Raw genomic sequence first — 26773 nt, 5'->3', positions numbered from 1 at the left:
TAAATGCTATTTCTGTGCACCGTATACAAGATCCGGCAAGAAAGTAGAGATGATAGGTACATAGGTAATCAATATCAGGAAGACCAGCAAAATCATCAACCAAGGCAAAGCTGCCTTTACTACTTTGAGAATTGGCATTCCCGTTATACCTGCTGTCACAAAGAGATTGAGACCAACGGGTGGTGTAATCATGCCAATTTCCATGTTAACAACCATGATGATGCCCAAATGAATTGGGTCGATACCAAGTTGCATGGCAATCGGGAACAAGATAGGTGCCATAATCAACAAGATCGCTGATGGTTCCATAAAGTTCCCGGCGATAAGCAAGAGAATGTTCACAACAATCAGGAACATCCAAGGCTCAAGGCCTGCTTCTAGAATAGCATTGGTTATGGTTTGTGGAATACGCTCCGTTGTCAGCACATGCGCAAACAACATCGCGTTGGCCACAATGAACAGCAACATGATTGTTACTTTAGTTGCTTCCAAAATGGTTTTACGAACATCCGCATCAAACACACTCTTAGGAATGGCGATCAAATAATCACTAACTGCTAACTCAGAAGTATCACGCCCTTTAAGTGGTCCCATATCCCGATAGACAAATACAGCAATAACAAAAGCATAGACAGAGGCAACAGCAGCTGCTTCGGTTGGTGTGAAAACACCGCCATAAATACCGCCCATAATAATCACGATTAGCATCAGCCCCCAAATCGCATCACCAAAGGCAGCAAAAACTTCCGCACTAGATGCTTTTGGAAGACGAGGGAGCTTCTTAACCCGTGCGGCGACATAAATACCAATCATCAGCATTAAGCCGGCAATAAGACCTGGGATAACACCTGCCATAAACATACGACCAACAGATACATCAGTTGCCGCTGCATAAACCACCATTACAATAGATGGGGGAATGAGAATACCAAGCGTGCCCGCATTACAGATAACACCAGCAGCAAATTCTTTTGAGTAGCCAGCTTTTTGCATCCCAGCAATAACGATAGAGCCAATCGCAACAACTGTTGCCGGGGATGAACCTGAAACAGCAGCGAATAGCATACAGGCCAAAACCGATGCCATTGCCATACCACCTTGCAAGTGTCCCACACAGTCCATCGCAAAACGTATTAATCGTCGAGCAACACCACCTGTCGAAAGAAAGGCAGATGAAAGGATGAAGAAAGGAATAGCCAACAACGTATAGTGTTCCATTGTCTCAAAAAACTTGAGAGATATGGAGCCAAGGGAATCATTTGAAAAGAAAATGATCGTTGTCAGGCTTGCCAAACCAAGAGAAAATGCAATAGGCGTTCCCACCAAAAGTAAGAGGAACAATAGCGTAAAGAGAACAAGAATAGCCATTATTTTTGTTCCTCGCTCTTATCGTCATCCATAAACTGCTCGATAGCATCCTTGCTTTCATCCCCAAGGATCGAGAAATCATCTTTTGCAGTGAGGATGTTCCAAAAAGCTTGAAGTAAACGGAAAATCACCAACCCCATTCCAATGACAAGGATAGATAGAAATAACCATTTTTGAATTGGCATATCGTGGGTTTCAATGCCGATTTTTTTCAACTTACCCACATAGATCCAACCACCGTAAAACATGATCCCGCCATAGATGATAGAGGCTATAACAGCCAACAAACCAAATAGCCGTTGTACGGGTGTCTTGAAAAGCTTAACAAAGGCGTCCACGCCGATATGGATGTGGGTCTTCACGCCATAGGAGATACCAAAAATAACAAGCCATGCGAATAGATAGGTCGTTAACTCCAACGCCCACAAAGCCCCGCTGTTAAAAACATACCGAGCTACGACTTGCGAAAAGGTGACCAAGACCATCGCTGCCATAAGTAGGGAGATGAAGCTTTCCTCAATTTGCGTAATGAATTTGCTCATGGGACTTTGCTTCCAGATAATAAAAGGGGCTTAACTGCTGCCAGCAAGCCCCTATATTTGAGAAATCAAACGATTTTCAGGTCAAACTTGGATTAGTTTGAAGCCAGGGCTGCATCGATCATATCCTGACCAATGTCACCTGTGAATTCTTCCCAGACAGGTGCAAGCTTTTTACGCCATTCAGCTTTTTGCTCTGCTGTTAGGGTACGGACAACACCACCAGCATCAATAACTTTTTGTTTATTGGCCTGGTTGATTTCTGCAGAAATCGAATTACGCTCCTGGGATACTTCAGCGAGAATACGCTCTAGGTCGCCACGGATATCAGCAGGAAGACCATCCCAGAATTCAGATGATGTTACGATTAGGTAATCAAGAATCCCATGGTTACTCTCTGTAATTCCATCCTGAACTTCGTAGAATTTTTTGGTGTAGATATTTGACCAAGTATTTTCCTGTCCATCAACAACACCCTGCTGCAAGGCACCATAAACTTCACTAAACGCCATCTTTTGCGGGTTGGCACCAAGAGTTTTGAAGTTCGCAACCAATACATCAGATGTTTGAACACGGAACTTCAAACCTTCAGCATCTTCAGGCTTAATCAGTGGCTTGTTTGCAGAAATCTGCTTCATACCATTATGCCAATAGCCAAGTGCACGAAGGCCGCGATCTTCCATAGCACCAAGAAGCTCTAGACCTTTTTCACTATTTTGGAAACGATCAACAGCCTGAATGTTATCAAACAGGAACGGCAAATCATAAATGCGATATTTTTTTGTATATTTTTCAAACTTCGAAAGCGAAGGTGCAGCCATTTGCAAATCACCAAGAAGAAGAGCTTCCAGAGCCTTGTCATCATTATAAAGAGTTGAATTTGGATAAACCTGAACCTCTACCTTACCTGCTAATTCTTCATTAACACGTTTGGCAAAAAGCGCAGCAGCTTCCCCCTTTGGATGGCCTGTCTCTTTTGTAACATGGCTAAGCTTGATGATGATAGGTTCAGCCTGTGCAGCAAAAGCTGAAAGTGCAACGCCTGCCGCTGCCATAAGAAGAGTAAGTTTACGCATGAGTATCCTCCCATAGGATAATTTTTATTTTTTATAAACAGAAACTACAAAGAATTTTGTAGATAACGATCACTCATTACCAACAAGTGTAACAGCAAAGCTCGTGCCAATTTAGTGTTTTTATAACCAGCTGATATATATTACAAAATTAGAATACGCTCATTGCGACTAGCAGAACCTTGCCGAAAGCAAAACTGGAAATCGGCGAAAATCCGCCGAATTTATTGATAATCTTTACTCGTGGTCACTTCTTTTTAGATTATATTTGGCCATTTTTTCATTCAGTGTACGCCTGGGAATAGAAAGCTCTTCCATAACAGCAGATACATTACCTTTATGTCGATCCAAAGATGCAAGGATTACATTTCGCTCAAATAATCTGACTTGCTCAATAAGGGGCAAGGATGTTTTAACCTGACTTTCTTTTTCGCTATTTAAAATGATCGAAAGTTTTTCTTCAGGTGGGCGGGTAGACAGTGCATAGCGTTCAGCAGCATTCCTGAGTTCCCGTACATTTCCCGGCCAATTATGTGCCATCAGACTTGCGATACCTTCGGGGCCAGGCATTTCGATTTCACGCCCAAAGGTTTCCGCCGCACGTTTTGCTAAAAGTCTGAATAAAATAGGTAAATCATCTTTACGCGCCCGAAGAGGGGGGATTGCCATAACAAAGGTCGCGATACGGTAATAAAGATCTTCGCGTAATCGTCCAGAGGCAATCGCTTCTTCGGGCGGTTCCTGAAGGGCGGCTATTAATCGGAACTGAACCGATTTTGCAACATTTCCGCCCAATGGCGTAACTTTGCGTTCCTCGAGCGCTCTTAATAGTTTTGCTTGTAAATCCATTGACATGGATGACAACTCATCAAGGAACAAAGTACCACCATTTGCCGCTTCCAATTTCCCCACTCGTCTGGATTGTGCCCCCGTGAACGCGCCTTTCTCATGTCCAAAAAATTCACTTTCAGCCATTTGCTCTGGAATAGCGGCACAGTTAACAGCTACAAAACTTCCACTTGGATTTTCACCAAATTCATGCAGACAACTGGCAACAACCTCTTTACCACTACCTGTTTCTCCCTGAATAAGAATGGAAGCACTTGTCGGCGCAATATCAATAATATCTCTTTTAAGAGCGCGCATAATAGGGTTAGCACCAACCAAGCGGGCATCCAGACCTTCCGCAGCAACAAGGTCACGTTTGAGAGCGCGGTTATCCAGAACAAGCGCGCGTTTTTCTAACGCCCTTCGAACAATATCCAGCAAATGTTCCGGCTCGAAAGGCTTTTCAATAAAATCATAGGCGCCATTTCTCATCGCTTCAACGGCCATAGAAACATCCCCATGCCCTGTTACCAATACCACAGGAATATTGGCGTCGATGTTCTTAATCTCCCTTAATAGAGAAAGCCCATCCATACCTGGCATCTTAACATCGGAAATCACGATCCCCTGATAATGCCAATTCAAGTTTTCCAGCGCAGATCGAGCATCTTGAAAATCGTCTATTTCATTATGTCCGGCCAATTCCAACCATTGTTTTGTCGAAACTCTTATTGCTCTTTCATCATCAATAAGGATAACCGGGCCATCAATAGCGGCTTGATCATTTTGCTCTTCTAACTGTGCCATTTATACGATCTACTTTTCTATATGACGGGGAAAAGACAGAACAAAACAAGCTCCGCCATCTGGATTATTAGACGCCTGTATCTCGCCCTTTAAGTCTTTTATAATGCCATAGGTAATCGACAGGCCAAGCCCCAAGCTTTCACTATTTGATTTTGTGGTAAAGAAGGGGTCATAGAGCTTGTTTAAAACATGGTCTTCAAGACCTGTTCCTGTATCAGATACAGTTACATTAACCTGATTATCTATAACAAATGCATTGATTGATATGATCTTTTCATCTTTGATGAATTTCATAGCATCAACTGCATTTCGATACAGATTAACAAAAACCTGTTCTAGCCTGATTTCATCCCCGGATATTAGCATTGCCTCTGGAGCAGTGCTAATCTCAAGATGAACGGATCGTGCTTTTAAAACGGGTTGCATCAAATGTCCCGCTCTGTTTATGGCCTTTACAACATCAATTGGTCGGATTTTCATTGAAGATTTTCGAGCAAAATTTTTCAATTGTGCTGTAATCATCCCCATTTTTTCCGTCAAAGACGAAATCTCGGTCAAAGAGCTGTTAAGCTCCTGATCATTTTCATCTTTAAGATAGGTTACACAGTTTGAAACATCATTTTGAATAGCAGCAATCGGTTGATTTATTTCATAGGCAATTGCTGCTGACATTTGCCCAAGCGCAGCAAGCTTACCCGCTTGAACCAACCCGTCCTGTGCAGCTCTGAGCTCTTTTTCCGTTCGTCTACGCTCTTCTATTTCTATTTCAAGCTGCCGGTTCATATCCTCCATTTTTTCCGCTTCTAATGCACGGCGAGTTGAAATAACCTTTTGACGTCTTTCTCTTATAAACAGGGCCAGTACAAGCAATGTTACAATAACGCCAATTCCAATTGCGACGATGGTCCGTTGGTTTTCTGTAATTGGACTTACTGACACAAGGTAATGAATTTTCCAGTCTGTATTTGCAATATCCTGCTTCGTCTCAAGATACCCGTTGCCTTCAATTTCTGTTGCCAAATCGCCCGCGACACTGACGTGATTGGTGCCAAGGATATCAAAATTTGAGGCGCCGTATTGCCTGATTTGATGAAGCTTTTGTAGCTGTTTTGAGGGAATAGGCCGCAAGCTTTTGTAGAGCCAATCTTTTTTACTGGCCAAAAAGATCACACCATTTCCATCTGTTATGAAAACATTTTCTCCGCCATCATTCCATTGCTGTTGCAATGGGGTCAAATTTACTTTAACAACCGCGGCCCCAATAATACTACTGTCTTCGTATACTGGATGAGACATAAAGAAACCGGGTATTCCCGATATCGTTCCAATCGCAAAGAAACGACCTTCTCGACCTTCTATGGCATCCTGAAAATAAGGTCGGAACGAATAGTTATGCCCAACAAAACTTGTCTCGTCCTGCCAGTTTGAAGAAGCTAACGTATTTCCTTTTTTATCCATGATATAGAGAACATTGGCTTCGGCCTTATTGTTTGTCTCAGCAAGGGATTGGCTAACTTTGTTGGCAAAATAGGTATCATCCTGAAATGTTGTCAGTAACTCTTTAACGTCTTCGTTTCCGGACAAAACAAAAGGAAGATAACGATATTTATCCAACTCCCCGAGAAGCGTTGCCTCATACAGGCTCAATCGTTCTATGGACGTTTTTCTTAATTCAAGGGCCGTAGATGCCCCTAGCCAATAATTTGCCAACCAGATCGACAGACTGCCGATTACAATAACAAAGATCCACCCCCCCAATACCTGTCTGGAAAATTGATAAGTGAAAGAAAACATGGATCGCTATTTAAGCCTTTAGAAATTTGAGGTGATTACGTAAAAAAGTAAGATCTATACATCCTTTATATACAGCTATCTTACTTGTGCTCATCAGTAAATTAAAAGCTACATGTCTTTGAATGCAAAGCATTTAGGAAAATAGGCAGCTCAACGCGGCACATTTTCAACACATTTATTTACCAAATTAGCTACACGATTTCTCAGCCACTAGTCTTTATAAGCAAATCTCATCTACTAAATCTAATGGGTTGGTTATGACAAAAATAAAACCGCAATTCGTGATCATTGTAGCAGCTACGCTTATTCTCAGTGCCTGTAGCGGGTTATCAAATACGCAACAACGTGTTTTAAGTGGCGGTGCCATAGGTACTGGCGTCGGTGTTGTCGGCACCGCTGTTACTGGCGGCTGTGTAACTTGTGGCGCAGTTATAGGCGGTGCTGTGGGAGCAGGGGCAGGATACCTCGTCGACCAACACGAAAAGGGCAACCTTCCCTAACAGAAAATTTGCACCCTACAGGATAAATTTTGACCTCTCTTGTTCAAAAAGGGCGCTAATCCAATCCCATACTGCGCGAACCCTTGGCTGTTCCAGCGCTCCACTATGTGACACAAGCCAGTAATCCCGTTGCTGGCTTGTTATCTCTTCCGAGACACGGACTAATCCCGCATGATCTTTGGCATAGCCGCTGGTCCATAGGATTAAACCTGCACCAGCAAGCGCCAAATCCATCATTACATGAAAAGAAGCACAGCGATAAGCAACACGGGATGTATGCATTTTATCTTTGTACCAATCCTCAGCTTGCTTCGATGCACGTCCCCAGATCGGAACAATCCAGTCACATTTTTGGTATCGTTCCTCGGTTAAGGCTGCAGGATTTAGCTTTGTATATTGATGGCTTGCAAAGATTGCTGCCTGTGTACGAAAAGCGAGCTTTGTCCTTAAATCCCCCTGTGCTGGAAGTTCTGTACGAAGCGCAATATCAGCTTCTCTTCGGGATAGATTGACAAACTGGTTTGATGTTGCAATTTCAAGCTTTATATCTGGGTAAAGCTTTTGCAGAGGTAACAACCTTTTCCCCAGATAACGGCTGGTGATTTCTGGCAGAGAAAGCCTAACAATGCCCGATATTTCACTTTGATCGTGCTCTTCTATCGCGAGACTAGCCCGTTCCATCGCTTCAATATGCGGGAGGAGCTCGAGGCCTTGTTCAGTTAATACATATCCCTTCGAGCCACGATTAAAGAGCTTCTTATTTAACGCCTTTTCCAAACTATCAATATGGCGCCCAATTGTTGGTTGGCTCAGGCCCAAGTATCGCCCAGCCGCAGAGAGTGATCCTTTTTGAACCACTGCAGCAAAAACCTTCAAATCATTCCAATGCATATTATTCATTTTTGTATAGCAAGTTACATAATTAGCTAATTTTATGAAATGATAGCTTATAGTCAAATAACGGGAGTCGCATCAGATAGTGAGAGATTTAAGATGTTATTCCTGTTTAAAAAACTATTCACTAGGCAATCAACCAACGTGTTACCCATTACCAATAAGCATATTTTAAATGACATAGGTCTGTCGGAAGATAAGTTACCTGCATTTTGTTACTTAACACCTGATCTTGAGAACAATCATGATAGAAATAATCTCCGATGGAAAGATATTCCCCGACACAGTTATTATTCAGAGCAATTGATTTTCAGGTCACAAATATTTTGAGGCGCAGGGCAATCATAACTATAGGAAAACATCGAACATATATTGACCGTCAGCTCTGGGTATGCGACAGCCTTTTCTAACAACAAAAATCTTTCGGGATATGTCTTGATGGCGCTGGCAACACATAATTTTTCAACGGACAATCATGGGTGGGCAGAGCTTCTTACCAAAAGGGAAGCAACCAGTCCTTTGTCAGGAGATCATCGTGTCCCCTGGGTTGTAATCGGCGCAGGGGTAACAGGTCTGTCTGCCGCCAAACGGTTGGCACAATATAATCCTAACGATCAGATAATACTGTTAGATGCCAGAAAACTGGGGCAGGGGGCTTCAGGTCGAAATTCCGGTTATGCCGTTGCCATTAGCCAATTTTCAGGCGCATTTGATAAAAACCAGGAAACTAATTATCGCCGTGTTAATCGTATCAATACACAAGGTCTCGACCTGTTACGTCAACAGGTAAACGACCTTGGAATTGATTGTCAGTGGCAAGAGGACGGTTTTTATCACACTGCTGCAGATGAAAAATCACTCAAAGAATACGATAATTTCAAAGACCACCTCAATCAATTGGGGTATGAGCACACACTCTTAAATCAAGATGAATTGACAGAGCGCCTGGGTACGAATCTTTATAAATCAGGTGTTCATGTTCCCAAGGGGGTTCTTTTACAACCTGCCGCTCTTGTACACGGACTTGGCGATAACTTGCCTCACAATGTAACTCTCTATGAGAACAGTCCCGTATTAAAAATAAATCAAGGTGAGCCGGCCGTTCTTGATCTTGAAAACGGTAAAATAACTGCGGATAAAGTTATTATCGCAACAAATTATGAAGCCCCTAAGCTTGGTTTCATAAAACGCTATATTATGGGGAGCACTCTATCTGGCAGCTTTACGCGTCAACTAACGACTGACGAACTTTCCAGCCTGGGAACTTTAAAAGAATGGGGTGTTCTTTCTCTTCACAGTGGCGGCGCAACTGTTCGACTGACACAGGACAATCGTTTCTCCCTCCGCAATACGGCAGAATATCACGGCGCAGTCTTAATGTCTGATACGCTCTTGTCAAAACGTCGGGAAATTCATCGCGCTGCTTTCGAGAAACGCTTCCCTCAACTTGCTCATGTTCCCTTTGAATTCTCCTGGTCTGGTGTAGAAGGCATCAGTCAAAACTTTACGAATTTTTTTGGGCAACAAACATCAAATATATATCTCGCTGGCGGATATAATGGCTCAGGAGTGAGCAGGGGAACTGCCTTTGGAGCAGCTTTGGCCGATTACGCCTGTAACGTATCCTCCCAATTAGTGGACGATTGTCTTGCCTCTGCCCCCGCCACATGGATCCCACCACGACCATTTCTGGACATTGGTGCTTTCTTCAAAGTCAAAATGCGTTTTATAGGGGTTGGACTGGATCGGTAACCCTAGGGTTACCGCTGTATCCCTGCCGAAATTTCATGACTTTGTATTGGCCTTAAACTTTTCTTCAAAGAAATCGATCCATGCCCGAGCTTTTTTCGTTAAGCCTTTCCGGCTGGGATAAAGAACATAGTAGCTGATAACTTTGCTTTGCCAATCAGGTAAGACGTTTACAAGTTTACCAGTATCTATCGAGTTCTGAATAACATATTCAGGTATAATCGAAATGCCACACCCATCTTCGATCATGGAACGCAAGGCCGTAAAATCATTGATATTATCATTCGGCACCACATCGACAGTGCATAATTTCCCAGATTGATTTTCCAATACCCATTGTTTCAGTGCATTACTGTCACTCATCATAAGTATTTTATGATCAGGCAATTGTTCCAAAGACGTCGGATGCCCGTGCTCTTCAAGATAAGCGGGAGATGCACACAGCTTAGCTCTTGCCTGTCCAATAAGCTTGCTCATTAAGCTTGAATCTTTTTGTTCCCCCACCCTTACTACCAGGTCATATCCTTCTGTAATCAAGTCAACATGTCGATTATTAAGGTCCAGGCTAATTTTAATATCTGGATAGAGTTTAGAAAATTCACCTAGATAGGGCGCAACAAGATACTGACCAATTGCAAAAGAAACGCTAACCCTTAGATTCCCTCTCGGCGTTTCCCGCATGTTGTGTATAGTCTCAACCGCACTTTCTGACTCTTCGACAATGCGTCTGCAGTGATGGAAAAAAATGGCTCCCATTTCCGTTAATTGAACAGCGCGTGTTGTCCGCTCTATTAACCGCACTCCCAGGTCATTCTCAAGTGTAGCAATCCGTCGGCTTACTCGTGATTTTGGTATGTTCAACACTCTTGCTGCCGCCGAAATACCTTCCAGTTCGGCGACCTTTGCAAACAGCACCATATCGTTCAAATTAATCACTGGAGATCCCTTTTAATGACCATTGTTCTGATTTCAGGACAATATATCTCAAATTTAGATCTACAAAAATATTTTAGAACAACCATTTGTAAATCAGTTAAGGGCTGGAATAGAAGTAGTTCGGGTCGATAAGCTTTTGCTTCAATATTCGACTATATGACTTTATTTTTAGGTCCCGTGTTAAAAAGAACAAATAGCAGTTTAGGAAGTTACAATGAAAATACTCGCCTTTGCAGCCAGTAACAGCACAAAATCAATCAATAAAACACTCGTTACCTATGCAGGTGAGCAGCTTAGAGAACTGCGGAGTGATGTTACTGTCGAGGTTATTGATATTAACGATTATGAACTACCTCTGTTCAGCGTCGATAGAGAAGAAGAGCTTGGCCAACCACAGCTGGCTCATAACTTTTTTAACAAAATTAAAGAATCTGACGGCCTTATTATCTCTTTTGCCGAACATAATGGATCCTACACAGCAGCTTACAAAAACCTGTTTGATTGGGCATCGCGGATAGAGACCAAAGTCTTTCAGGGTAAGCCGTCACTCTTCCTGTCGACGTCACCGGGGCAAGGCGGCGCAAGCAGTGTTCTGAAATCAGCAGAAACATCAGCACCGTTTTTTGGCGCAGAGATAAAAGGCACACTTTCAGTTCCAAGTTTTTTCGACAATTTCGACAGTGATGCAAACCAACTTACGAACGAAGACTTGAAGCAGAAATTGCACGAGGCACTTATTGCTCTTCACGGTTAAAGTCAGGAAAAGTACAAAAAAGAAAAGCGCCGGAAACGGCGCTTATTCTTTAGAGAGTGGCGGAAGGACAGGGATTCGAACCCTGGAAGGGCTTGCACCCTTGCTGGTTTTCAAGACCAGTGCATTCAACCGCTCTGCCATCCTTCCACATATCGTCTTGAGAACTATATTCTGTTATTCTCGTTCCGACGGGCTCTGAAATATCTCCATTTGAGCGTAGTGTCAAATGCTTAGATAAGAAAAGATGACATTTTTTATTTTTTCTTATCTTTTCTTATCTTTTCTGGCAAAAAATGAAAAAAGGAGCCGCAAAGCTCCTTTAATTTTTGTCCATTGAAGACAAGTTTTACCCAACAGGCAAAGCTAAAATATCAATCACCTGTTCGTTTGATCATTTCTATAATCTCAACACAAAGGCGATCTTCTTTAATCATAACTTCACCACGGGCAATCATTTGATCGTTGATAGAGATATCAATGGTATCACCGATATATTTATCAAGCTCAACAACCGCGCCACGTCCCATTTTCAATAGCTGACTGACAGGCATTTGTGCCGTACCAAGGATCGCGGAGACTTCCAGCCCAACGCCATGAACCGCCGGAACGTTTTCATCTATTTCAGGGGAATCTGACGCTGTCGTATCCTGTTCCGCAGGTGCAGAATCGAACATATCATCGACATCATCATTGTTCATAGCTTCTTCATCAGACATGAAGTTACCTTCTTATATAATTTATCTTCATACAGAATACGATGGCTTGCAGATCTTAGCTATCAAAATAATTTGCGATAAGAATTCGTGTTTCCGGACTCATTTCAACAAAAACACCTGCCAGTGTTTCTTTGTCCGGTTCAATCCGAACGATAATCGATTTACAGTCAAATTCCAATGCACCGCCATCCAATTCAAGACGAAAATGAATATCAACATGATCACCACGTAATAAAGGGCCATCATACCCCGTTATCGCATAGCCACTGGAGCTCCAATTATCCAAAGAATAATCAACGCCCTTAACGGCAACAGTTCCGGTAACACCGAATTCACGACCTTCGCGGCGTATTTCTTTTTTACCAAAAAGCTTATCTAGTAAATTTTTGATCATGCGTGGGCGAGACCCTTAAAATAAATTTAACAATACAATAACTTGTAAGATCCCATAAAAATGAAAACAAGATGTTAACTCTACGTTTTCTTTTAACAGTTATATTTGTGTTCTTAAAATATAAAGCACAAAGAAAAGTATTGTTATGCGAAAACATCTGAAAAAAATCATCTCAACAGCACTAATCTGTACTGCTTTTATTGTTTCTTCGCACAACAGTGTCGCACAAAATGGGTATCTAACTCCCAATAACATAACACGAAAGCCATTGTTAAAGCCCGGGTTGCCAAATCAGCAACTCAAAAAAGAACGTTATCTCGGCAGTCGTCTAATATATAGTACCGCAGATCCATTGCAGGAAATCTTTACAAAAGATGTCGGGTTAAGCAAAGCTTGCCAACGTGGGCGTTTCAAACAGGTTAAGTCGATGCAATATGTCGCCGTCGTTGATGGTCGAAAATATGGAGCAGCACTATACCAGAGGAATATGTTGCACGATCCCAAAAAGCTTGCCGAAAAAGATAGAATTTACCTGTTCAAAGGACAGGGGACATCGAATTGTCGTGTCTATCACAAACGAATATAGATTTTAGACTAACATTATTGGAAACAAGCTAGCGCTTACCGCATTATTTCGGATAGAGTTCTTTAAACATGTTTGAGATCATCTATACGCGATTCGGAGCTTACTTTGTTTCTTTCATTACGCCGAAACTTCAAATTTAAAAAAAATAATAGCATTAATTCCAAAATTACTTTCTACAGGTATTTTCTTTCATCGGTTATTTCTTCTGTCCTGATCACGCCCCTGATCCCGGCCCTGATTCCAACCGCGCACGCTCAAACAGTTGAGAACAACTCTGAACAGGCCGTAGAAAAAATATCATTCGAACAGTGGCTTAATGAGTTCAAAATAGAAGCAAGAGGCCAGGGTATTTCAGAACAAACCCTGACCCGAAGCTTTAAGGGCATACAGCCAATCCCAAAAATCATTGAATATGACCGCAGACAACCAGAATTCACCCGCACTTTCTGGAGCTATCTGGATAGAGCAGTAAATACTCAACGCATAAAAAAGGCGCAACAACTTCAGAAAACCCACAAAGAACTACTGGATAATATAAGCAATAAATACGGTGTCCAAAGTCGATTTTTACTCGCTTTCTGGGGGCTGGAAAGTAATTTTGGTCAACATACGGGCGGATTTTCGGTCATCGCAGCTGATGCAACACTTGCGTATGATACGCGACGCAGTGATTTTTTCAGAACCCAGTTACTCGAAGCCTTACGCATTATAGATGACGGTCATATCACACCGGAAAAAATGCAGGGATCATGGGCTGGTGCCATGGGGCACCTCCAATTTATTCCTTCGACCTATAATCTCTACGCCGTGGATGAAAATGGTGATGGTCGTAAAGATATATGGCACAGCCTGCCAGATGTGTTTGGATCGGCAGCTAATTATCTTGGACAAATTGGATGGGACGATGAATATACTTGGGGCAGGGAAGTTCAACTACCTCAGAATTTCAACTGGAATTTAGTCGGCCTCAACACCAAGAAAAGCCTTGTCGAGTGGCAACAAGCTGGCGTCAGGAAGATAACCGGGAACAATTTACCTGCACTTGATTTAGAAGCATCGCTTATCCTCCCCTCAGGACACAAAGGCCCAGCTTTTCTTGTATACAACAACTTCCGTAAAATCCTGAACTGGAACAGATCTATACTTTATGCCCTTGCCGTCGGCCATCTATCAGATCGTATCGCCGGAAAAGCCCCTCTCATTTCACCTCGCCCGGTAAATGAACGCCCCTTACATCGAACAGAAATTGAAGAAATCCAGACTCTCCTTGCAAACCTGGGGTACGATGTTGGTAAAGCTGATGGCATCATAGGAAGGAAAACACGTGAAGGTATTCGTAACTTTCAAAAGAAAGTTGGTTTACCTGGTGATGGATATCCTGATGAAGCCCTTCTCTTGAAGCTGAGAAAATCCTGAAAGCAACAAAATATTAGATGAGACCAAAAGAGTTGAAGAAATTAATCACGAAGAAATTAATCACAGGGATCACACTAGATAAGATTGATATGACTTCGATAGAAGCATACAATCTTTCACAGTATATGTATGGGGGTCTCAATGAGCTTAAATAAATTTCCAAAATTCGCAGCATGCCTTACCGTTATAGGTATCGGGTTAAGTGGGTGTGCAGAAATTGAGCTTGCCTCTCATGCAACCAAAAGCATCACGAGAAGTGATACACCAAAAACCATTGGTCGATACAAAGTTGGCTCTCCTTATCAAGTCAAGAACATCTGGTACTATCCGGCTGTAGATTATAGCTATAGTGAGACTGGAATCGCATCATGGTATGGCCCAGGGTTTGATGGCAAGAAAACTGCGAACGGCGAAATCTATGATCAATATGCGCTTACCGCAGCCCATAGAACACTCCCCATGCCATCGCTTGTACGTGTGACAAACCTTGGAAACGGACGTTCCATTAAGCTACGAATTAATGATCGCGGCCCTTTCTCTAACAATCGAATTATTGATGTTTCTCGTCGTTCAGCCCAGCTTCTAGGCTTTGAGCTTCAAGGAACGGCAAAAGTCAAAGTTGAAATACTCGAAGAAGAGAGCAGGCAACTTGCGGCGCAGGCACAGGGGAAAGACTATACGCCTCAGGTTGCTTCAAGCGAGAACACAACATTGGCTGCGCCAACAGAGACAGTTACGGCAGAACCTTTGGATGCTCCGGTCGCAAGTGCACCGACGGCAAGCCAACCAGCTCCACCCGTTCAAACAGCAAGTGTTGAGCCTACTGCAAATTTTACCGATGGCGTCGTGTCTCAGACGCCTGTTGCACCCAGTAGCATATATGTTCAGGCTGGCTCATTCCTTCAGGTTCATAATGCAGATCGTCTTCGCGCTAGGTTATCTCCGCTAGGTACAGCGCAGGTAGCTAATGCAGCCGTTGGAGAACGTACGTTTTATCGTGTACGCCTTGGTCCTTTGACAAATGTTCAAGAGGCTGACGAGCTTTTAAAAATACTACACGACAACGGTTATAATGATGCGCGTGTTGTGGTGGATTAATGCTCTGGTCAGTTAATACTGACTGGGGGCCATATTTTCTCCACAAAACCCCCGTACTCATCTAACTCTACGTAACAGATTACTCTCAAAAAAAACTCTAAGACACTCAGGTCAGATCATTGCAAAACAAAATAAATTCAAATTTTAGATCTTCTTTAAAATCTATTTTATTCGGTGGCGCATGCCTCTTTGCTATCGCGCAATCAGCCCATGCCATTGAGACATCAGCGCGAGAAGCCTACCTGATTGATTATACAACCAAAACGGTTTTGATTAATAAAGACGCCGAAGTTTCTATGCCTCCGGCTTCCATGAGTAAAATCATGACCGCCTATATGGTGTTTGAGCGCCTTAAGGATGGCAGGCTTTCCCTCGATGACAAACTGCCTGTCAGCGAAAAGGCCTGGCGCAAGGGTGGTTCAAAAATGTTTGTCGAAGTCGGCAAAGAAGTTTCTATTCACGACCTCTTACGCGGTATTATTGTTCAATCAGGAAATGATGCTTGTATCGTTGTCGCAGAAGGTCTGGGGGGGTCGGAAGAAAACTTCGCGCTGGAAATGACTGCAAAAGCACGCGAGCTTGGCATGGAAAACAGTACCTTTGCCAATGCAACGGGTTGGCCAGACCCCGGCCAGAGAATGACTGCAAAAGATCTGGCTATCCTTGCTGATCGTATTATTACAGACTTCCCTGAATTTTATGATGTCTATTCGGAAAAATCCTTTACCTGGTCCGGCATTACACAGGGAAACAGAAATCCGTTACTTTATAAAAACCTTGGCGCTGATGGCCTTAAAACGGGTCACACGGAAGAAGCTGGATATGGTTTAACGGCTTCCGCCAAGCAGGGGGACCGCCGCATCATTATGGTTTTGAATGGTATGGGCAGTGCCAAAGAACGTGCAGAAGAATCAGCGCGGCTGGTTTCTTGGGCCTTTAGAGAGTTTGATAATTTTGAACTCTTTAAAGCAGGCGAAACAGTTGATACTGCTGATGTCTGGCTTGGCACAGAGAAAACCATTGATCTGGTTCCTGAAGACGATCTGCTCTTGACGTTGCCACGGAATGCAAAAAATAAAATGACCGCGACAGTCAATTATGTTGGACCGATCCAGACCCCGATTGAAAAGGGCGAAAGACTAGGGACATTAACAATTGCTGCGCCTGATATAGATACAGTCGAAGTTCCACTTGTTGCTGCAAATTCAGTAGAGAGAGAAGGGGGCTTTAGCCGTATAGTTTCTGCACTGAATTACCTGATATTCGGAAAATCATAACGCCCATGTCCAAAGGTTATTTTATATCCCTTGAGGGTGGAGAAGGGGCAGGGAAAAGCACGCAAATCAAACGCTTATCCCAACGTCTTGACAAGTACGGTTACAAAAACGCCTGTACAAGAGAGCCCGGAGGCACGCCAGGGGCCGAACTTATTAGAGACTTATTGGTCCGCGGCGATGCATCCCGCTGGACACCCAAAACAGAAGCTCTTTTGATGTTTGCCGCTCGGCAAGAACACGTCGAAAAGGTAATAAAACCCACCCTTGAAAAGGGAGAATGGGTAATTTGCGACCGCTTTGCAGATTCCTCTGTCGCCTATCAAGGCATAGGACATGGTTTAGGCGCAAAAAAAATTACAGATCTTCACGATTGGGTTCTTGGTGATTTTCAACCCGACCTTACCTTGATATTGGATTTACCTGTTTCCGTCGGGCTTGGGCGGACAAGAGGACACGATCTCGGAGAAAATCGCTTTGAAGGCATGGAAACATCGTTTCATGAACGAATGCGCGACGGCTTTCTATCAATAGCAAAACACGCGCCAAAACGCTGCATCGTTATTGACGCCACGCAATCACTGGATGATGTCGAAAGTTCGATATGGAAAGCAGTAACCAATAAATTTTCTGGTTCTTTCGATGGCTAAAGCGACAAAAAAAAAGGCACAGCCCGAACCTGATATCATTGATCATCCCAGATCAACACAAGACCTGATTGGCCATATAAGAGCAGAAGAAACTCTTCTAAGGGGATTTAATTCCGGCAAGCTTCCGCATGCATGGATGCTTACAGGTCCCAAAGGCATTGGCAAAGCAACACTTGCTTATCGTTTTGCCCGCTTCCTTATGAATCAAATCAATGAGGATGAGGGCAACAGCCTATTTGGCGATAGCGCACCGCCGACAACATTGGATATTGGTGCCGACAATCCTGTCGCGAAAAGAATTGCAGCCAGTGCACATGGCGATCTCGTCACCCTGGAGTTAAGTTCGGATGAAAAAGGCAAGATGCGAACGACAATTCCTGTCGATGAAGTTCGTAAAATTGTTAACTTTTCTCACAAGACATCAATCGAAGGTGGCTGGCGCATTGTCATTGTTGATGCTGTAGAGGAAATGAATGCCAATGCAGCGAATGCTCTGCTCAAAGTTCTGGAAGAGCCACCAGAAAAAACAGTGCTTTTGCTAATATCACACCTTCCCGGACAAATTCTGCAAACCATCCATTCCAGATGCTGTCATCTTCCGCTTGCAGCACTGGAAGAAGACACGGTTATTACCTTACTCAGACATAAAGTACCAGAGCTCTCCGATGGTGATGCTGCACAGTTAGCCAAACTATCAGAAGGCTCAGTCGGAAAAGCGCTAGACCTCTGGAAAAGTGGAGGCCTTGATCTCTATAGAGAGATGATCTCCTTGCTTTCAACCTTACCGAACCTGGATATGGTCAAACTTTATGCCTTTGCCGATAAACTTTCCAGCTCAGATCCGCTCGCCTTTAAAACAGGTATGGAACTGTACCTTTGGTGGCTGGCCCGTTTGACGAAAACATCAGGGCAAGGCGTTATGCCGGACATGGTTATTCCCGAAGAACAAACACTAATCTCTGCATTAATTGAACGACATGGTCTTGCGCAATGGCTCGGCCTGTGGGAGAAGTGCTCGAAGAATTATGCCCGTGCTACTCGTGCTAATCTGGATAAGAAGCAGGTCGTTGTGACAACCTTAACGGAACTCCAGACCCTGACTGCCTGATTAACACAGGGTACCATGGCAAGTGCTGTTGATCAGGAGTTCCCTATGACTGGATCAGAAAACGGATCCTATTATATCACGACGCCCATCTATTATGTGAATGATAAGCCACATATTGGGCATGCCTATACCACACTCGCCTGCGATGTACTTGCTCGCTTCAAAAGGCTGGATGGATATGATGTGAAGTTTCTGACCGGGACCGATGAACATGGTCAGAAAGTCGAGACTTCAGCCGAAAAAGCAGGTATTGATCCACAAACTTTTACAGATCAGGTATCTCAGAATTTCAGAGACCTTACTAAAACCTGTAACTATTCAAATGATGATTTCATCAGAACAACTGAAGATCGCCACAAGAAAGCATGTCAAAAGCTTTGGCAGGTCCTCGAAGATAAAGGCTTTATCTATTTAGGAAGTTACGCCGGATGGTACGCTGTTCGCGATGAAGCCTTCTATACAGAGACAGAACTTACTAAAAATGCCGACGGCAAGCGTATCGCACCAACGGGTGCAGAAGTTGAATGGGTGGAAGAGCCATCTTATTTCTTCAAACTCTCTGCTTTTGAAGATGAATTATTAGCGCTTTACGAAAACGACCCATCTTTTGTTGGCCCTGACAGCCGTCGAAACGAAGTGATCAGTTTTGTCAAAGGTGGCTTAAGAGACCTTTCTGTCAGCCGGACAACCTTTAACTGGGGTGTTCAGGTTCCCGGTAACGATGATCACATCATGTATGTTTGGCTCGATGCCTTAACGAATTATCTGACTGCAGTTGGTTACCCGGATGAAAGTGCGACAGAATATAAAAACTTCTGGCCCGCAGATCTTCATATGGTTGGAAAAGACATTCTTCGCTTCCATGCTATCTATTGGCCCGCTTTCCTTATGGCTGCCGATTTACCGCTACCAAAGCGTATCTTTGCGCATGGGTGGTGGACGAATGAAGGTCAAAAGATTTCGAAGTCAGTTGGGAATGTAATTGATCCTAACGCCCTTATCGAAGAATACGGCCTCGATCAGGTCCGATACTTTATGATGCGGGAAGTTCCCTTTGGGAAAGATGGCGACTATTCAAAACAGGCCATGATTTCCCGGATGAACGGAGATCTGGCAAACGATATTGGGAATCTGGCTCAGCGTGTTCTTTCGATGGTTTTCAAAAACTGCGAAGGTAAAATCCCTGAACATGGAGATTTCACTGATGCTGACAAGGAACTCCTTGATAGTGTAACTGCGTTGCATGACAAACTCAGAAATGATTTCGACAAACAAAGCTTCCACCGTGGTTTGGAATCTGTTTGGAACGTTATTTCAGCAGCCAATAAATATGTTGATGAACAAGCGCCTTGGACATTAAAGAAAACAGATTTGGCCCGTATGGGAACTGTTTTGTATGTTCTGACTGAAACTATTCGCCAAATAGCAATTCTTCTTCAACCCGTTATGCCTGAATCAATGGAAACGATGCTAAATCAGCTCAACCTTCCTGCAGATGCACGCACTTTCTCAGATCTGAAAATTGCACTTTCTACGGGCGTTGAAATCGATAAACCGCAGGGTGTTTTCCCACGGTATATAGAGGAAGAGGGGGCATAATGATTGTCGACTCTCATTGTCATCTCGATTACTTTCTAAAAGATGGTGATCTTGAAGATGCTTTAACACGTGCCCGTGATGTTGGAATTGGCTGTATGGTTACCATCGGTACCAAACTATCCACTTTCGATACAGTTTTGGGCATCGCAAATGCAAATAATGATATCTATTGCACCGTTGGCATCCATCCACACGAAGCAGGAACCGAAGGGCTATCATCTCCGGAGATCCTGATTGAAAAAGCCAAGGAACCAAAAGTAATCGGTTTGGGTGAAAGTGGTCTTGATTACTACTATGACCACGCCCCCAGAGATCGACAGCAAGAAAGTTTCCGGGCTCACATTGAAGCTGCAAGAGAAACAGGTCTTCCGCTTGTTGTTCACACCCGTGATGCAGATGACGATACCATTGCCATCATGCGTGATGAATTCGACAAAGGTGCCTATCCCGCGCTAATTCATTGTTTTACGGCGGGGCCTGAATTAGCAAAAGCATCCTTGGAAATGGGTTTTTACATATCTCTATCCGGGATTATCACCTATAAGTCAGCCGAAGATATCAGAACAACAATTTCCGAAGCACCACTTGATCGCTTGCTGATTGAAACGGACAGTCCTTATTTGGCACCGGTTCCAATGCGTGGCAAAAAGAATGAACCTTCTTTTGTTCGCCATACTGCAGAAGCTTTGGCCAATGTTAAAAAGGTAAGTTTGCAGGAAATTCATACAGCAACGACTGATAACTTTTATCGTCTATTTACAAAAGCTCAAAGGCCGACGGCAGCATAATCATGAAAATTACAATGCTAGGATGCGGTGGTTCCGGTGGTGTTCCCATTTGTTCGGGTGCAGCCGGTGGCAATTGGGGGAACTGTAACCCGGAAAACCCGAAAAACAGACGTCGCAGAGTTTCCATCCTTGTCGAGCATGAAGACACGACTATCCTGGTTGATACAGGTCCAGATCTAAGAATTCAGCTTTTGGACGCCGGGGTAGAATATATTGATGCCGTTCTCTATACCCACGATCACGCTGATCATATTCATGGATTGGACGAACTAAGGTATCTGGCCTATAAAGCTGGTGGTCCGATTGAAGCATTTATGGACGAAGCAGATAGAGAAATTATTACAAACCGCTTTGCCTATGCGTTTACATCTTCGTGTGATCCTGAAAGTACCTATACACCAATGATGGATGATAAAACCATCGATGGTCCCTTTAAGGTAGGATCGATTGAAATTACACCTTTCTATCAAAACCATGGTAACACAACGTCTCTCGGATTTCGTTTTGGCGATTTTGCCTATTCGACAGATGTTTTTGACCTTGATGAACGCGCCTTTGAAACACTGGCTGGTGTAAAGCACTGGATTGTCGATTGCCTACGGTATGAGCCGCACCCATCACATGCTCACTTTGAAAAAACTCTTAGCTGGGTGGAACGCTTAAAGCCTGAAAGAACAATCCTTACCCATATGAACCAGCAAGTGGACTATGATGATTTATTATCAAAATGTCCCGAGGGTGTTGAGCCTGGGTATGATGGCCTAACCTTCGAAGTAAAATAGAAAATCGTAAAAAAATAGGCGATGATAATTTCATCGCCTATTTTTTCACATGATAACTACTCGTTAAACCAGAAGCCATCAGGCTTATAAACGCCAAGTAGAGCACCAGGCTCCCAGTTGTAAAAACCGTCTTCCGGCACATTCATGAGCTTGTTTGATAAAGCCACCGGCTGAGGAATTTCAGCAACCAGTCCGATCGTGTAGGTTTCCTCGGCATTGATTTCCAGAATACGTTGCCAAATGTCTTTCTTTTCTGCCGTTGACTGTGCTCTGAACCAGAGAATATAAAGATTATTCAGTTCTTTTGCTTTAGTAATATCAACTTCTTCGCCAGCATTACCTTTGGTTTCCACATACTGTCCCCATTTTGGCCACTGGAAAGACTGTTGCTGTCGAGGAACCAGTTCAGCAGGCGACGAATGCGGTGATAAAAGCGCATTGAGATTGCCATACCAAAGCGACATATTGGTTTCGCCAGAAAAAATTCTGTTACGTAAAACTTCTCTTTGGGAAGGTTTTGGATAAAGTTTTACTCCAATTTTCAACCAGGAATCTGCGATTAATTCCAGAATGTCCGTCTCTTCACTACTTTCACCCGCCGTTTCAATAATAACCTTCATCGGGCGCCCATCGTTCAACAAACGAAGACCATCTTCATCTCGTTGTGTCAGGCCGATTTCATCCAAAAGCGCATTGGCTTTTTCCAGATCAAATTCAGTCCACTTCTTGAAATACTCTTCTTTATAAAGACTACTGCTCGGTAAAACAGTGTTATTACCTTCAAGACCAAGTCCGTAATAGAGCACCTGGTTTAATTCATAGCGATTAGTCGCCAGAGACAGCGCATGACGAAACCTTTTATCCCGGTTCAACTTACGCCACTCAGGATCCTTTGCGTTCAAATTGGGATAGAGCGCAAATTGTGATCCACGAACTGTCTTCCAAAGACGCACGGAATACCCGTTTTGATCATCATTCCCTTTTAAAAACGTATAGTCGGAAAAGTTAAGTCCTCTGGATTGTAAATCAGAATCTCCCGAACCAACCTTTGCTGGAATTAATCCCCCTCCGGCAACTGAAAGTATGAATTCATCCGCATAGGGAAGTTGATGCCCAAATTCATCTACCCTGTGATAGAAGGGATTTCTTTTGCCAACAAATCGCGTCGAAGGCGGCTTCACCGTATTCACCCACGGCTGTAATGTCGGCAGTTTAGGGTTCGTAAATTTATACTGCCGTGCTTTACGATTGTGGAGCTGTACCCAGTTTCGCGCCCCGGCTTTTGTGACACGTTGTTCCAATTCATCAGCATCTACATATTTTGCATGAAACTGCTTCATGTAGTGTGCTGGCTGGAAAAGATAAAGCGGACGTGTTGCTGCCAAACTTGGAAGGAAAAAGGGGTTAGGGACCGACCAACTATACCGAACGGTTAATTCATCAAGAATTTCCACCGTGGGCATTTCTCCATCAACCAGTAACTCGGCAGGGGGCCCAAAGGGCCTTAAGTTGCTATCATTGGCAACATCGTCCCAAAAGTACTTGAAATCAGCAGACGTAAAAGGGTGCCCATCTGACCATTTATGCCCTTTACGAAGTGTCAGCGTAAAAATACGGCCTTCTTGGACGTCGAGCTTATCTAAAATATCCGTGGTAAAGCCAAGATCCGGTGTGTAACCAATAAGACGGGCATAGCCATAAACGGAAAACAGTCGAACATCCTTTGACTTCGCAATCAAACTTCGGATTGAACCGCCATATTTTCCCGCTTGCCAGTGATGGCTTTGCTTAACAACAAAGGGATTTTCAGGAACTCGTTTTGCAATGGGAAGCATCTCACCATTGATAACCTTGCCTTCAAAAACCGGGACTTCCCGAAGTAATTCAGGTTTAAAGTCAGAGACAGGAGAGAGATAGGTTTCCGCAAAGCTAGAGGATATTCCTGTCACCATACTTAATATCGCCAATGATTTGATTGACGTTTTTATAAGTTTACCAGCTATTTTATTCATTTCTCTCTCAACACTACCGAAACCCCAGCACTCTATCTTACGTGAAGATCCTATCGAAGATCATTAATTATCCGGTAAATAGGGTCCAAACTACTGGCGCCAAGCTTTTCAGATCGATCAGGTGACCAGCCTTCAAATTCATTTGGCGCATCAGCCGTATCTTTAAAAGGCATTTCTAATGTCATCGACAGGCAATCATGTGTTTCAGCCGTATTGTTGCTGCAGATTGTAAGATTGGCTTTCCCCGGTTCATTCTGAGGATATCCGTGAGTGGTTTGAAAATCGGGGTTGGCTTCCATGTAATAGCTCTGGAAATGATCCAACAAGTTTAACAAACGATCATCAAAGGACGGGATGCCATGTGTTCCTGCAATAAAGTTATGCGGAATAGCCTCATCACCGTGAATATCAAACATAAGATCAACCCCGGTTTCCATCATCTTTTGACGGACGTAATAAACTTCGGGACTCTTTTCCAACGAAGGTGCCTGCCATTCACGGTTCAAATTTGATCCAACAGCATTAACGCGAAGATTTCCCCGTCGACTGCCGTCCGGATTCATGTTCGGAACAACATAAAAAACAGCCTTTTTTAACAGTTCTCGTGCCGTCGCATCATTTTCATCAAGCAGGCGGCCCAAAAAGCCTTCCATCCAGAACTCTGTCATGCTTTCTCCCGGGTGTTGTCTTCCAATCACCCAGCATGTCTTTTTGTTCTTATCCGCTTCGCCGATCGTTAAAAGATCAATATCCTGACCGTCAATCGTCTGTCCCAAGACATCGAGATTAACACCTTGACCATGCTGAGCTTCAGCGATGAGATCTGCGTGTCGTTCCATAGAGTAGGGGGCAAAATAAGCAAAATAGACTGAGTTATATCCCGGCGTAAATTCAATTGTTAACGTTTCTCCGTCATACGACGTTGTTGGTACTCTGAACCAGGTTTCTCGATCATAAGAAGCAACAGCCTGATAGTTTTCCCATCCACCAGGGTAAGCTGCACCACCAGCATTGAGAATTTTTAAAGTACAAGCCTGATCCTGTGCGCCGCTAAGACGAAAGTAAAACCACTGATAAAAATGAGAATTCGTGTCTGATTCGATTTCTAACTGGATATCAGAAGGATTATCAGAAGACAGACAGCGGATATTGCCTGCATCAAAATTACTTGAAATACGGATCATTAGGGTATTACTCACTTAATTACGCTTATACATTTATGCACAAGAATACCTGATAAGTAGCAAGCAGCAAGCTTTGTGTCGTCCTGTTCTGGAAATCGCTCTCCAACGGACAGTCAGGTAAAATTTAATCGTAACAAAAAATTCTTTTCATGAGTTTTTCTAATCTTTTCACACCCTGCCGCAAACCGAAATTTTGCAGATACGGATCTGAAATTTCTACGAAAACAGACGTTGTTTGGATTTATTTTTTTCTTTTTGCCGCTTGAAAACACTTATCTAGAATACGGTTTATCTGTGGCAAAATTGCGCACCGGATTGAAATTATGCTCAACAACAGGTAGTGTAACATTCCAAACTACAGAGAAAGGTAGTTGTATCATGCGTAATAAGCCCACCTATTTACCAGTGATACTCAAGTCTTCTGGTTGGGTTCTAAGCCGAATTGGAACACTGCTGGCTACAATTTTTGCTGCTAGTGCATTTGCAACACTTCTCCCCATGCTCGGGAGAAATAGTCAGTTATTACTGGAACCACTTATGATGTCCGCCCTGATTGCTGCGACGATAGCAATAGGCGGTTTTCTGATCGTCAAGTGGACTGAACACAAGTTTGGCGATCCGCTCAAGGATTTTCCAGCAACACTGTAAACAAGCGTTTTCATAATTATTTTTCACTTTCAAGTCAGGGAATAACTCATTGTTATTTCCTGATTTTTCTTTAATGTATATTTTTCGAGATAATATCAAAATCGCAATCTATTTTGTATAGAATATAAAAGCCGTTCTGCGCCAGTTGACAGTGCCCGGACAGGCAACCTAACATTCTCTCTATTATTTATCAGGTCGGCGATCGCTCTACCTGCCTTCAAGAATACACACATACCTCTGATAGGAAGTTCTGATGAAACACCTCAAGAAAATCAGTCTTGCTGCTATTACCTCCATGGCTATCGCCATGCCGTCAATGGCAGAAACACGCATAACCTATAAATCAGCCAAAACAACATCTTCCTATTATCAGATGGCGGTACAAATTGCAGAAGCGATGAAAAGTGGCTCATCCGGCGATATAGTGGTTACCGTAGAAGAGAGCCAAGGGTCAGTTCAAAATGTTATGGAAGTAAGGGCCAGAGGAGGAGACTACGTCTTCACCACACCTCCGGCACTTGTACGTTTGGCCAAGGCTGGAAAAGCAATGTTCGAAGGAAAAGGCGATCCCAAATTTAACGAAATCAGAGCCTTATTTCCCATTCCTTCATTGACGATGCATTTTGTTGTATCTGAAAACAGCGGTATCAAAAATTTTGCAGGCCTGGAAGGTAAGAAAATTCTTTTGGGCAAGGGGTCATTTGGGGCCAAGGAGGGGGCCAAATACCTCAAATTATTTGGTCTGGAAGGTAAAGTAGATCTGGCAAACGTTGAACTGTCAAACGCTGTCCCAGCCTTGAAAAATGGTCAAATTGACGGTTTTGTAACTGCAGGTTCTTATCCTGCTCCTAACGTTATAGAAGCGGCGGCCTCAACAGGTGTGAACGTACTTTCCTTAACACCAGATCAGATCAAAGCTTCCAAGCGCAAAGAGTTAACCATTCCTGCGGGCACCTATAGCGGGCAAGATGCCGATATAACAACAACTTCACTACCTGTTGTCGCCTATACAACAACTGCTATGAACGACGATACAGCCTATCAGCTCACCAAAACCTATTGGGAACAAAAAGAGACAATGGGACAGTCCGCAGCATGGTGGAATGGTGTCAGCAAAGACTTACTATCAAACATTGAGGGAAAAGTTCATCCCGGTGCCGTTCGTTATTATAAAGAAAAAGGTATGACGCTCCCTAACGCGCAACAATAACTACTCTTTTTTTATAAAGTTAAAAATCCCGGCTGTATCAATCAGCCGGGATTCTCATATCCACAC

At 43.4% G+C, this 26773-nt stretch carries 25 protein-coding genes and 1 tRNA gene; 14 read left to right on the top strand and 12 right to left on the bottom strand.

Annotated features, from left to right (window positions below):
* Positions 1 to 6 precede the first annotated feature (6 nt).
* The 5 genes from BKB51_RS16310 to BKB51_RS16290 form a co-directional block, all read right to left on the bottom strand.
* Positions 7 to 1368, bottom strand: coding sequence for a TRAP transporter large permease (locus BKB51_RS16310; protein ID WP_085902184.1), 1362 nt, complete (start codon positions 1366 to 1368; stop codon positions 7 to 9).
* Positions 1368 to 1910, bottom strand: coding sequence for a TRAP transporter small permease (locus tag BKB51_RS16305; RefSeq protein ID WP_085902183.1), 543 nt, complete (start codon positions 1908 to 1910; stop codon positions 1368 to 1370). Before BKB51_RS16305 ends, BKB51_RS16310 begins: the two co-directional genes overlap by 1 nt.
* Before the next feature lie 92 nt (positions 1911 to 2002).
* Positions 2003 to 2983, bottom strand: coding sequence for a TRAP transporter substrate-binding protein (locus BKB51_RS16300; RefSeq protein WP_085902182.1), 981 nt, complete (start codon positions 2981 to 2983; stop codon positions 2003 to 2005).
* A gap of 234 nt (positions 2984 to 3217) precedes the next feature.
* Positions 3218 to 4615 (bottom strand): sigma-54-dependent transcriptional regulator, encoded by a 1398-nt coding sequence (locus tag BKB51_RS16295; RefSeq protein WP_085902181.1) that lies wholly within the window; start codon positions 4613 to 4615, stop codon positions 3218 to 3220.
* 9 nt (positions 4616 to 4624) lie between these two features.
* Positions 4625 to 6409, bottom strand: coding sequence for a sensor histidine kinase (locus tag BKB51_RS16290; RefSeq protein WP_085902180.1), 1785 nt, complete (start codon positions 6407 to 6409; stop codon positions 4625 to 4627).
* Positions 6410 to 6666: 257 nt separating this feature from the next.
* On the opposite strand from BKB51_RS16290, the gene BKB51_RS16285 reads away from it, so the two are divergent.
* Positions 6667 to 6909 carry a hypothetical protein gene (locus tag BKB51_RS16285; RefSeq protein ID WP_085902179.1) on the top strand — a complete coding sequence of 81 codons (243 nt, stop codon included), beginning with the start codon at positions 6667 to 6669 and terminating at the stop codon, positions 6907 to 6909.
* A 15-nt stretch (positions 6910 to 6924) separates the two neighbouring features.
* Here BKB51_RS16285 and BKB51_RS16280 read toward each other — a convergent pair whose 3' ends face one another.
* Positions 6925 to 7809, bottom strand: a complete 885-nt coding sequence (locus BKB51_RS16280; protein ID WP_085902178.1) for a LysR family transcriptional regulator — start codon at positions 7807 to 7809, stop codon at positions 6925 to 6927.
* A gap of 432 nt (positions 7810 to 8241) precedes the next feature.
* On the opposite strand from BKB51_RS16280, the gene BKB51_RS16275 reads away from it, so the two are divergent.
* Positions 8242 to 9555 carry an NAD(P)/FAD-dependent oxidoreductase gene (locus tag BKB51_RS16275; protein ID WP_085902285.1) on the top strand — a complete coding sequence of 438 codons (1314 nt, stop codon included), beginning with the start codon at positions 8242 to 8244 and terminating at the stop codon, positions 9553 to 9555.
* A 33-nt stretch (positions 9556 to 9588) separates the two neighbouring features.
* Here BKB51_RS16275 and BKB51_RS16270 read toward each other — a convergent pair whose 3' ends face one another.
* On the bottom strand, positions 9589 to 10488 hold the full coding sequence (locus BKB51_RS16270) for a LysR family transcriptional regulator (RefSeq protein ID WP_085902177.1): 900 nt from the start codon (positions 10486 to 10488) through the stop codon (positions 9589 to 9591).
* A 214-nt stretch (positions 10489 to 10702) separates the two neighbouring features.
* Between BKB51_RS16270 and BKB51_RS16265 the strand changes: the two genes are divergently transcribed.
* Positions 10703 to 11242 carry an NADPH-dependent FMN reductase gene (locus BKB51_RS16265; protein ID WP_085902176.1) on the top strand — a complete coding sequence of 180 codons (540 nt, stop codon included), beginning with the start codon at positions 10703 to 10705 and terminating at the stop codon, positions 11240 to 11242.
* Positions 11243 to 11299: 57 nt separating this feature from the next.
* On the opposite strand, the gene BKB51_RS16260 is transcribed toward BKB51_RS16265, so the two are convergent.
* From BKB51_RS16260 to BKB51_RS16250, 3 genes are all read right to left on the bottom strand, one after another.
* Positions 11300 to 11389: transfer RNA gene (locus BKB51_RS16260), tRNA-Ser, on the bottom strand.
* Positions 11390 to 11613: 224 nt separating this feature from the next.
* The gene (locus BKB51_RS16255) at positions 11614 to 11958 is read right to left on the bottom strand and encodes a FliM/FliN family flagellar motor switch protein (protein WP_198946778.1); all 345 of its coding nucleotides are present in this window, start codon (positions 11956 to 11958) and stop codon (positions 11614 to 11616) included.
* A 55-nt stretch (positions 11959 to 12013) separates the two neighbouring features.
* Positions 12014 to 12352: a PilZ domain-containing protein gene (locus BKB51_RS16250; protein ID WP_085902175.1), complete on the bottom strand. Its 339-nt coding sequence runs from the start codon at positions 12350 to 12352 to the stop codon at positions 12014 to 12016.
* 145 nt (positions 12353 to 12497) lie between these two features.
* Between BKB51_RS16250 and BKB51_RS16245 the strand changes: the two genes are divergently transcribed.
* The 9 genes from BKB51_RS16245 (at position 12498) to BKB51_RS16205 (ending at position 21653) form a co-directional block, all read left to right on the top strand.
* On the top strand, positions 12498 to 12938 hold the full coding sequence (locus tag BKB51_RS16245) for a hypothetical protein (protein WP_085902174.1): 441 nt from the start codon (positions 12498 to 12500) through the stop codon (positions 12936 to 12938).
* 105 nt (positions 12939 to 13043) lie between these two features.
* The gene (locus BKB51_RS16240) at positions 13044 to 14354 is read left to right on the top strand and encodes a lytic murein transglycosylase (protein ID WP_218044062.1); all 1311 of its coding nucleotides are present in this window, start codon (positions 13044 to 13046) and stop codon (positions 14352 to 14354) included.
* A gap of 141 nt (positions 14355 to 14495) precedes the next feature.
* Positions 14496 to 15452: a septal ring lytic transglycosylase RlpA family protein gene (locus tag BKB51_RS16235; protein ID WP_085902173.1), complete on the top strand. Its 957-nt coding sequence runs from the start codon at positions 14496 to 14498 to the stop codon at positions 15450 to 15452.
* A gap of 119 nt (positions 15453 to 15571) precedes the next feature.
* Entirely contained in the window at positions 15572 to 16729 is a 1158-nt protein-coding gene (locus tag BKB51_RS16230; protein WP_085902172.1) for a D-alanyl-D-alanine carboxypeptidase family protein, read from the top strand.
* Between the two features lie 5 nt (positions 16730 to 16734).
* On the top strand, positions 16735 to 17376 hold the full coding sequence (gene tmk, locus BKB51_RS16225) for a dTMP kinase (RefSeq protein ID WP_085902171.1): 642 nt from the start codon (positions 16735 to 16737) through the stop codon (positions 17374 to 17376).
* Complete coding sequence (locus BKB51_RS16220; RefSeq protein ID WP_085902170.1) at positions 17369 to 18484, top strand: DNA polymerase III subunit delta'; 1116 nt, start codon at positions 17369 to 17371, stop codon at positions 18482 to 18484. The genes tmk and BKB51_RS16220 overlap by 8 nt, the downstream gene beginning before the upstream one ends.
* Before the next feature lie 45 nt (positions 18485 to 18529).
* Entirely contained in the window at positions 18530 to 20083 is a 1554-nt protein-coding gene (gene metG, locus BKB51_RS16215; protein ID WP_085902282.1) for a methionine--tRNA ligase, read from the top strand.
* Positions 20083 to 20871 carry a TatD family hydrolase gene (locus BKB51_RS16210; protein WP_085902169.1) on the top strand — a complete coding sequence of 263 codons (789 nt, stop codon included), beginning with the start codon at positions 20083 to 20085 and terminating at the stop codon, positions 20869 to 20871. Before metG ends, BKB51_RS16210 begins: the two co-directional genes overlap by 1 nt.
* Positions 20872 to 20873: 2 nt before the next feature.
* Positions 20874 to 21653 (top strand): MBL fold metallo-hydrolase, encoded by a 780-nt coding sequence (locus BKB51_RS16205; RefSeq protein WP_085902168.1) that lies wholly within the window; start codon positions 20874 to 20876, stop codon positions 21651 to 21653.
* A 56-nt stretch (positions 21654 to 21709) separates the two neighbouring features.
* On the opposite strand, the gene BKB51_RS16200 is transcribed toward BKB51_RS16205, so the two are convergent.
* Together BKB51_RS16200 and BKB51_RS16195 are read right to left on the bottom strand one after the other, a co-directional pair.
* Positions 21710 to 23665, bottom strand: a complete 1956-nt coding sequence (locus BKB51_RS16200) for an ABC transporter substrate-binding protein (protein WP_085902167.1) — start codon at positions 23663 to 23665, stop codon at positions 21710 to 21712.
* 50 nt (positions 23666 to 23715) lie between these two features.
* Positions 23716 to 24864, bottom strand: a complete 1149-nt coding sequence (locus BKB51_RS16195; RefSeq protein ID WP_245813290.1) for a M14 family metallopeptidase — start codon at positions 24862 to 24864, stop codon at positions 23716 to 23718.
* 363 nt (positions 24865 to 25227) lie between these two features.
* Between BKB51_RS16195 and BKB51_RS16190 the strand changes: the two genes are divergently transcribed.
* Together BKB51_RS16190 and BKB51_RS16185 are read left to right on the top strand one after the other, a co-directional pair.
* On the top strand, positions 25228 to 25497 hold the full coding sequence (locus tag BKB51_RS16190; protein WP_085902166.1) for a hypothetical protein: 270 nt from the start codon (positions 25228 to 25230) through the stop codon (positions 25495 to 25497).
* 253 nt (positions 25498 to 25750) lie between these two features.
* Positions 25751 to 26707: a TAXI family TRAP transporter solute-binding subunit gene (locus BKB51_RS16185; RefSeq protein WP_085902165.1), complete on the top strand. Its 957-nt coding sequence runs from the start codon at positions 25751 to 25753 to the stop codon at positions 26705 to 26707.
* The last annotated feature ends 66 nt before the right edge of the window (positions 26708 to 26773 follow it).

Origin of the sequence: Kiloniella majae (genome assembly GCF_002118315.1) — a bacterium.
GTDB classification, from domain to species: domain Bacteria; phylum Pseudomonadota; class Alphaproteobacteria; order Kiloniellales; family Kiloniellaceae; genus Kiloniella; species Kiloniella majae.
The sequence above is the reverse complement of the archived record's forward strand: the minus strand, read 5'-3'. Positions and strand labels throughout refer to the sequence as shown.

Bases quoted from the DNA above. Each gene is read 5' to 3' on its own strand.
- BKB51_RS16310 (WP_085902184.1), bottom strand. From the start codon at position 1,368: ATGGCTATTCTTGTTCTCTTTACGCTATTGTTCCTCTTACTTTTGGTG.
- BKB51_RS16305 (WP_085902183.1), bottom strand. From the start codon at position 1,910: ATGAGCAAATTCATTACGCAAATTGAGGAAAGCTTCATCTCCCTACTT.
- BKB51_RS16300 (WP_085902182.1), bottom strand. From the start codon at position 2,983: ATGCGTAAACTTACTCTTCTTATGGCAGCGGCAGGCGTTGCACTTTCA.
- BKB51_RS16295 (WP_085902181.1), bottom strand. From the start codon at position 4,615: ATGGCACAGTTAGAAGAGCAAAATGATCAAGCCGCTATTGATGGCCCG.
- BKB51_RS16290 (WP_085902180.1), bottom strand. From the start codon at position 6,409: ATGTTTTCTTTCACTTATCAATTTTCCAGACAGGTATTGGGGGGGTGG.
- BKB51_RS16285 (WP_085902179.1), top strand. From the start codon at position 6,667: ATGACAAAAATAAAACCGCAATTCGTGATCATTGTAGCAGCTACGCTT.
- BKB51_RS16280 (WP_085902178.1), bottom strand. From the start codon at position 7,809: ATGAATAATATGCATTGGAATGATTTGAAGGTTTTTGCTGCAGTGGTT.
- BKB51_RS16275 (WP_085902285.1), top strand. From the start codon at position 8,242: ATGGCGCTGGCAACACATAATTTTTCAACGGACAATCATGGGTGGGCA.
- BKB51_RS16265 (WP_085902176.1), top strand. From the start codon at position 10,703: ATGAAAATACTCGCCTTTGCAGCCAGTAACAGCACAAAATCAATCAAT.
- BKB51_RS16255 (WP_198946778.1), bottom strand. From the start codon at position 11,958: ATGTCTGATGAAGAAGCTATGAACAATGATGATGTCGATGATATGTTC.
- BKB51_RS16250 (WP_085902175.1), bottom strand. From the start codon at position 12,352: ATGATCAAAAATTTACTAGATAAGCTTTTTGGTAAAAAAGAAATACGC.
- BKB51_RS16245 (WP_085902174.1), top strand. From the start codon at position 12,498: ATGCGAAAACATCTGAAAAAAATCATCTCAACAGCACTAATCTGTACT.
- BKB51_RS16235 (WP_085902173.1), top strand. From the start codon at position 14,496: ATGAGCTTAAATAAATTTCCAAAATTCGCAGCATGCCTTACCGTTATA.
- tmk (WP_085902171.1), top strand. From the start codon at position 16,735: ATGTCCAAAGGTTATTTTATATCCCTTGAGGGTGGAGAAGGGGCAGGG.
- BKB51_RS16220 (WP_085902170.1), top strand. From the start codon at position 17,369: ATGGCTAAAGCGACAAAAAAAAAGGCACAGCCCGAACCTGATATCATT.
- metG (WP_085902282.1), top strand. From the start codon at position 18,530: ATGACTGGATCAGAAAACGGATCCTATTATATCACGACGCCCATCTAT.
- BKB51_RS16210 (WP_085902169.1), top strand. From the start codon at position 20,083: ATGATTGTCGACTCTCATTGTCATCTCGATTACTTTCTAAAAGATGGT.
- BKB51_RS16205 (WP_085902168.1), top strand. From the start codon at position 20,874: ATGAAAATTACAATGCTAGGATGCGGTGGTTCCGGTGGTGTTCCCATT.
- BKB51_RS16200 (WP_085902167.1), bottom strand. From the start codon at position 23,665: ATGAATAAAATAGCTGGTAAACTTATAAAAACGTCAATCAAATCATTG.
- BKB51_RS16190 (WP_085902166.1), top strand. From the start codon at position 25,228: ATGCGTAATAAGCCCACCTATTTACCAGTGATACTCAAGTCTTCTGGT.
- BKB51_RS16185 (WP_085902165.1), top strand. From the start codon at position 25,751: ATGAAACACCTCAAGAAAATCAGTCTTGCTGCTATTACCTCCATGGCT.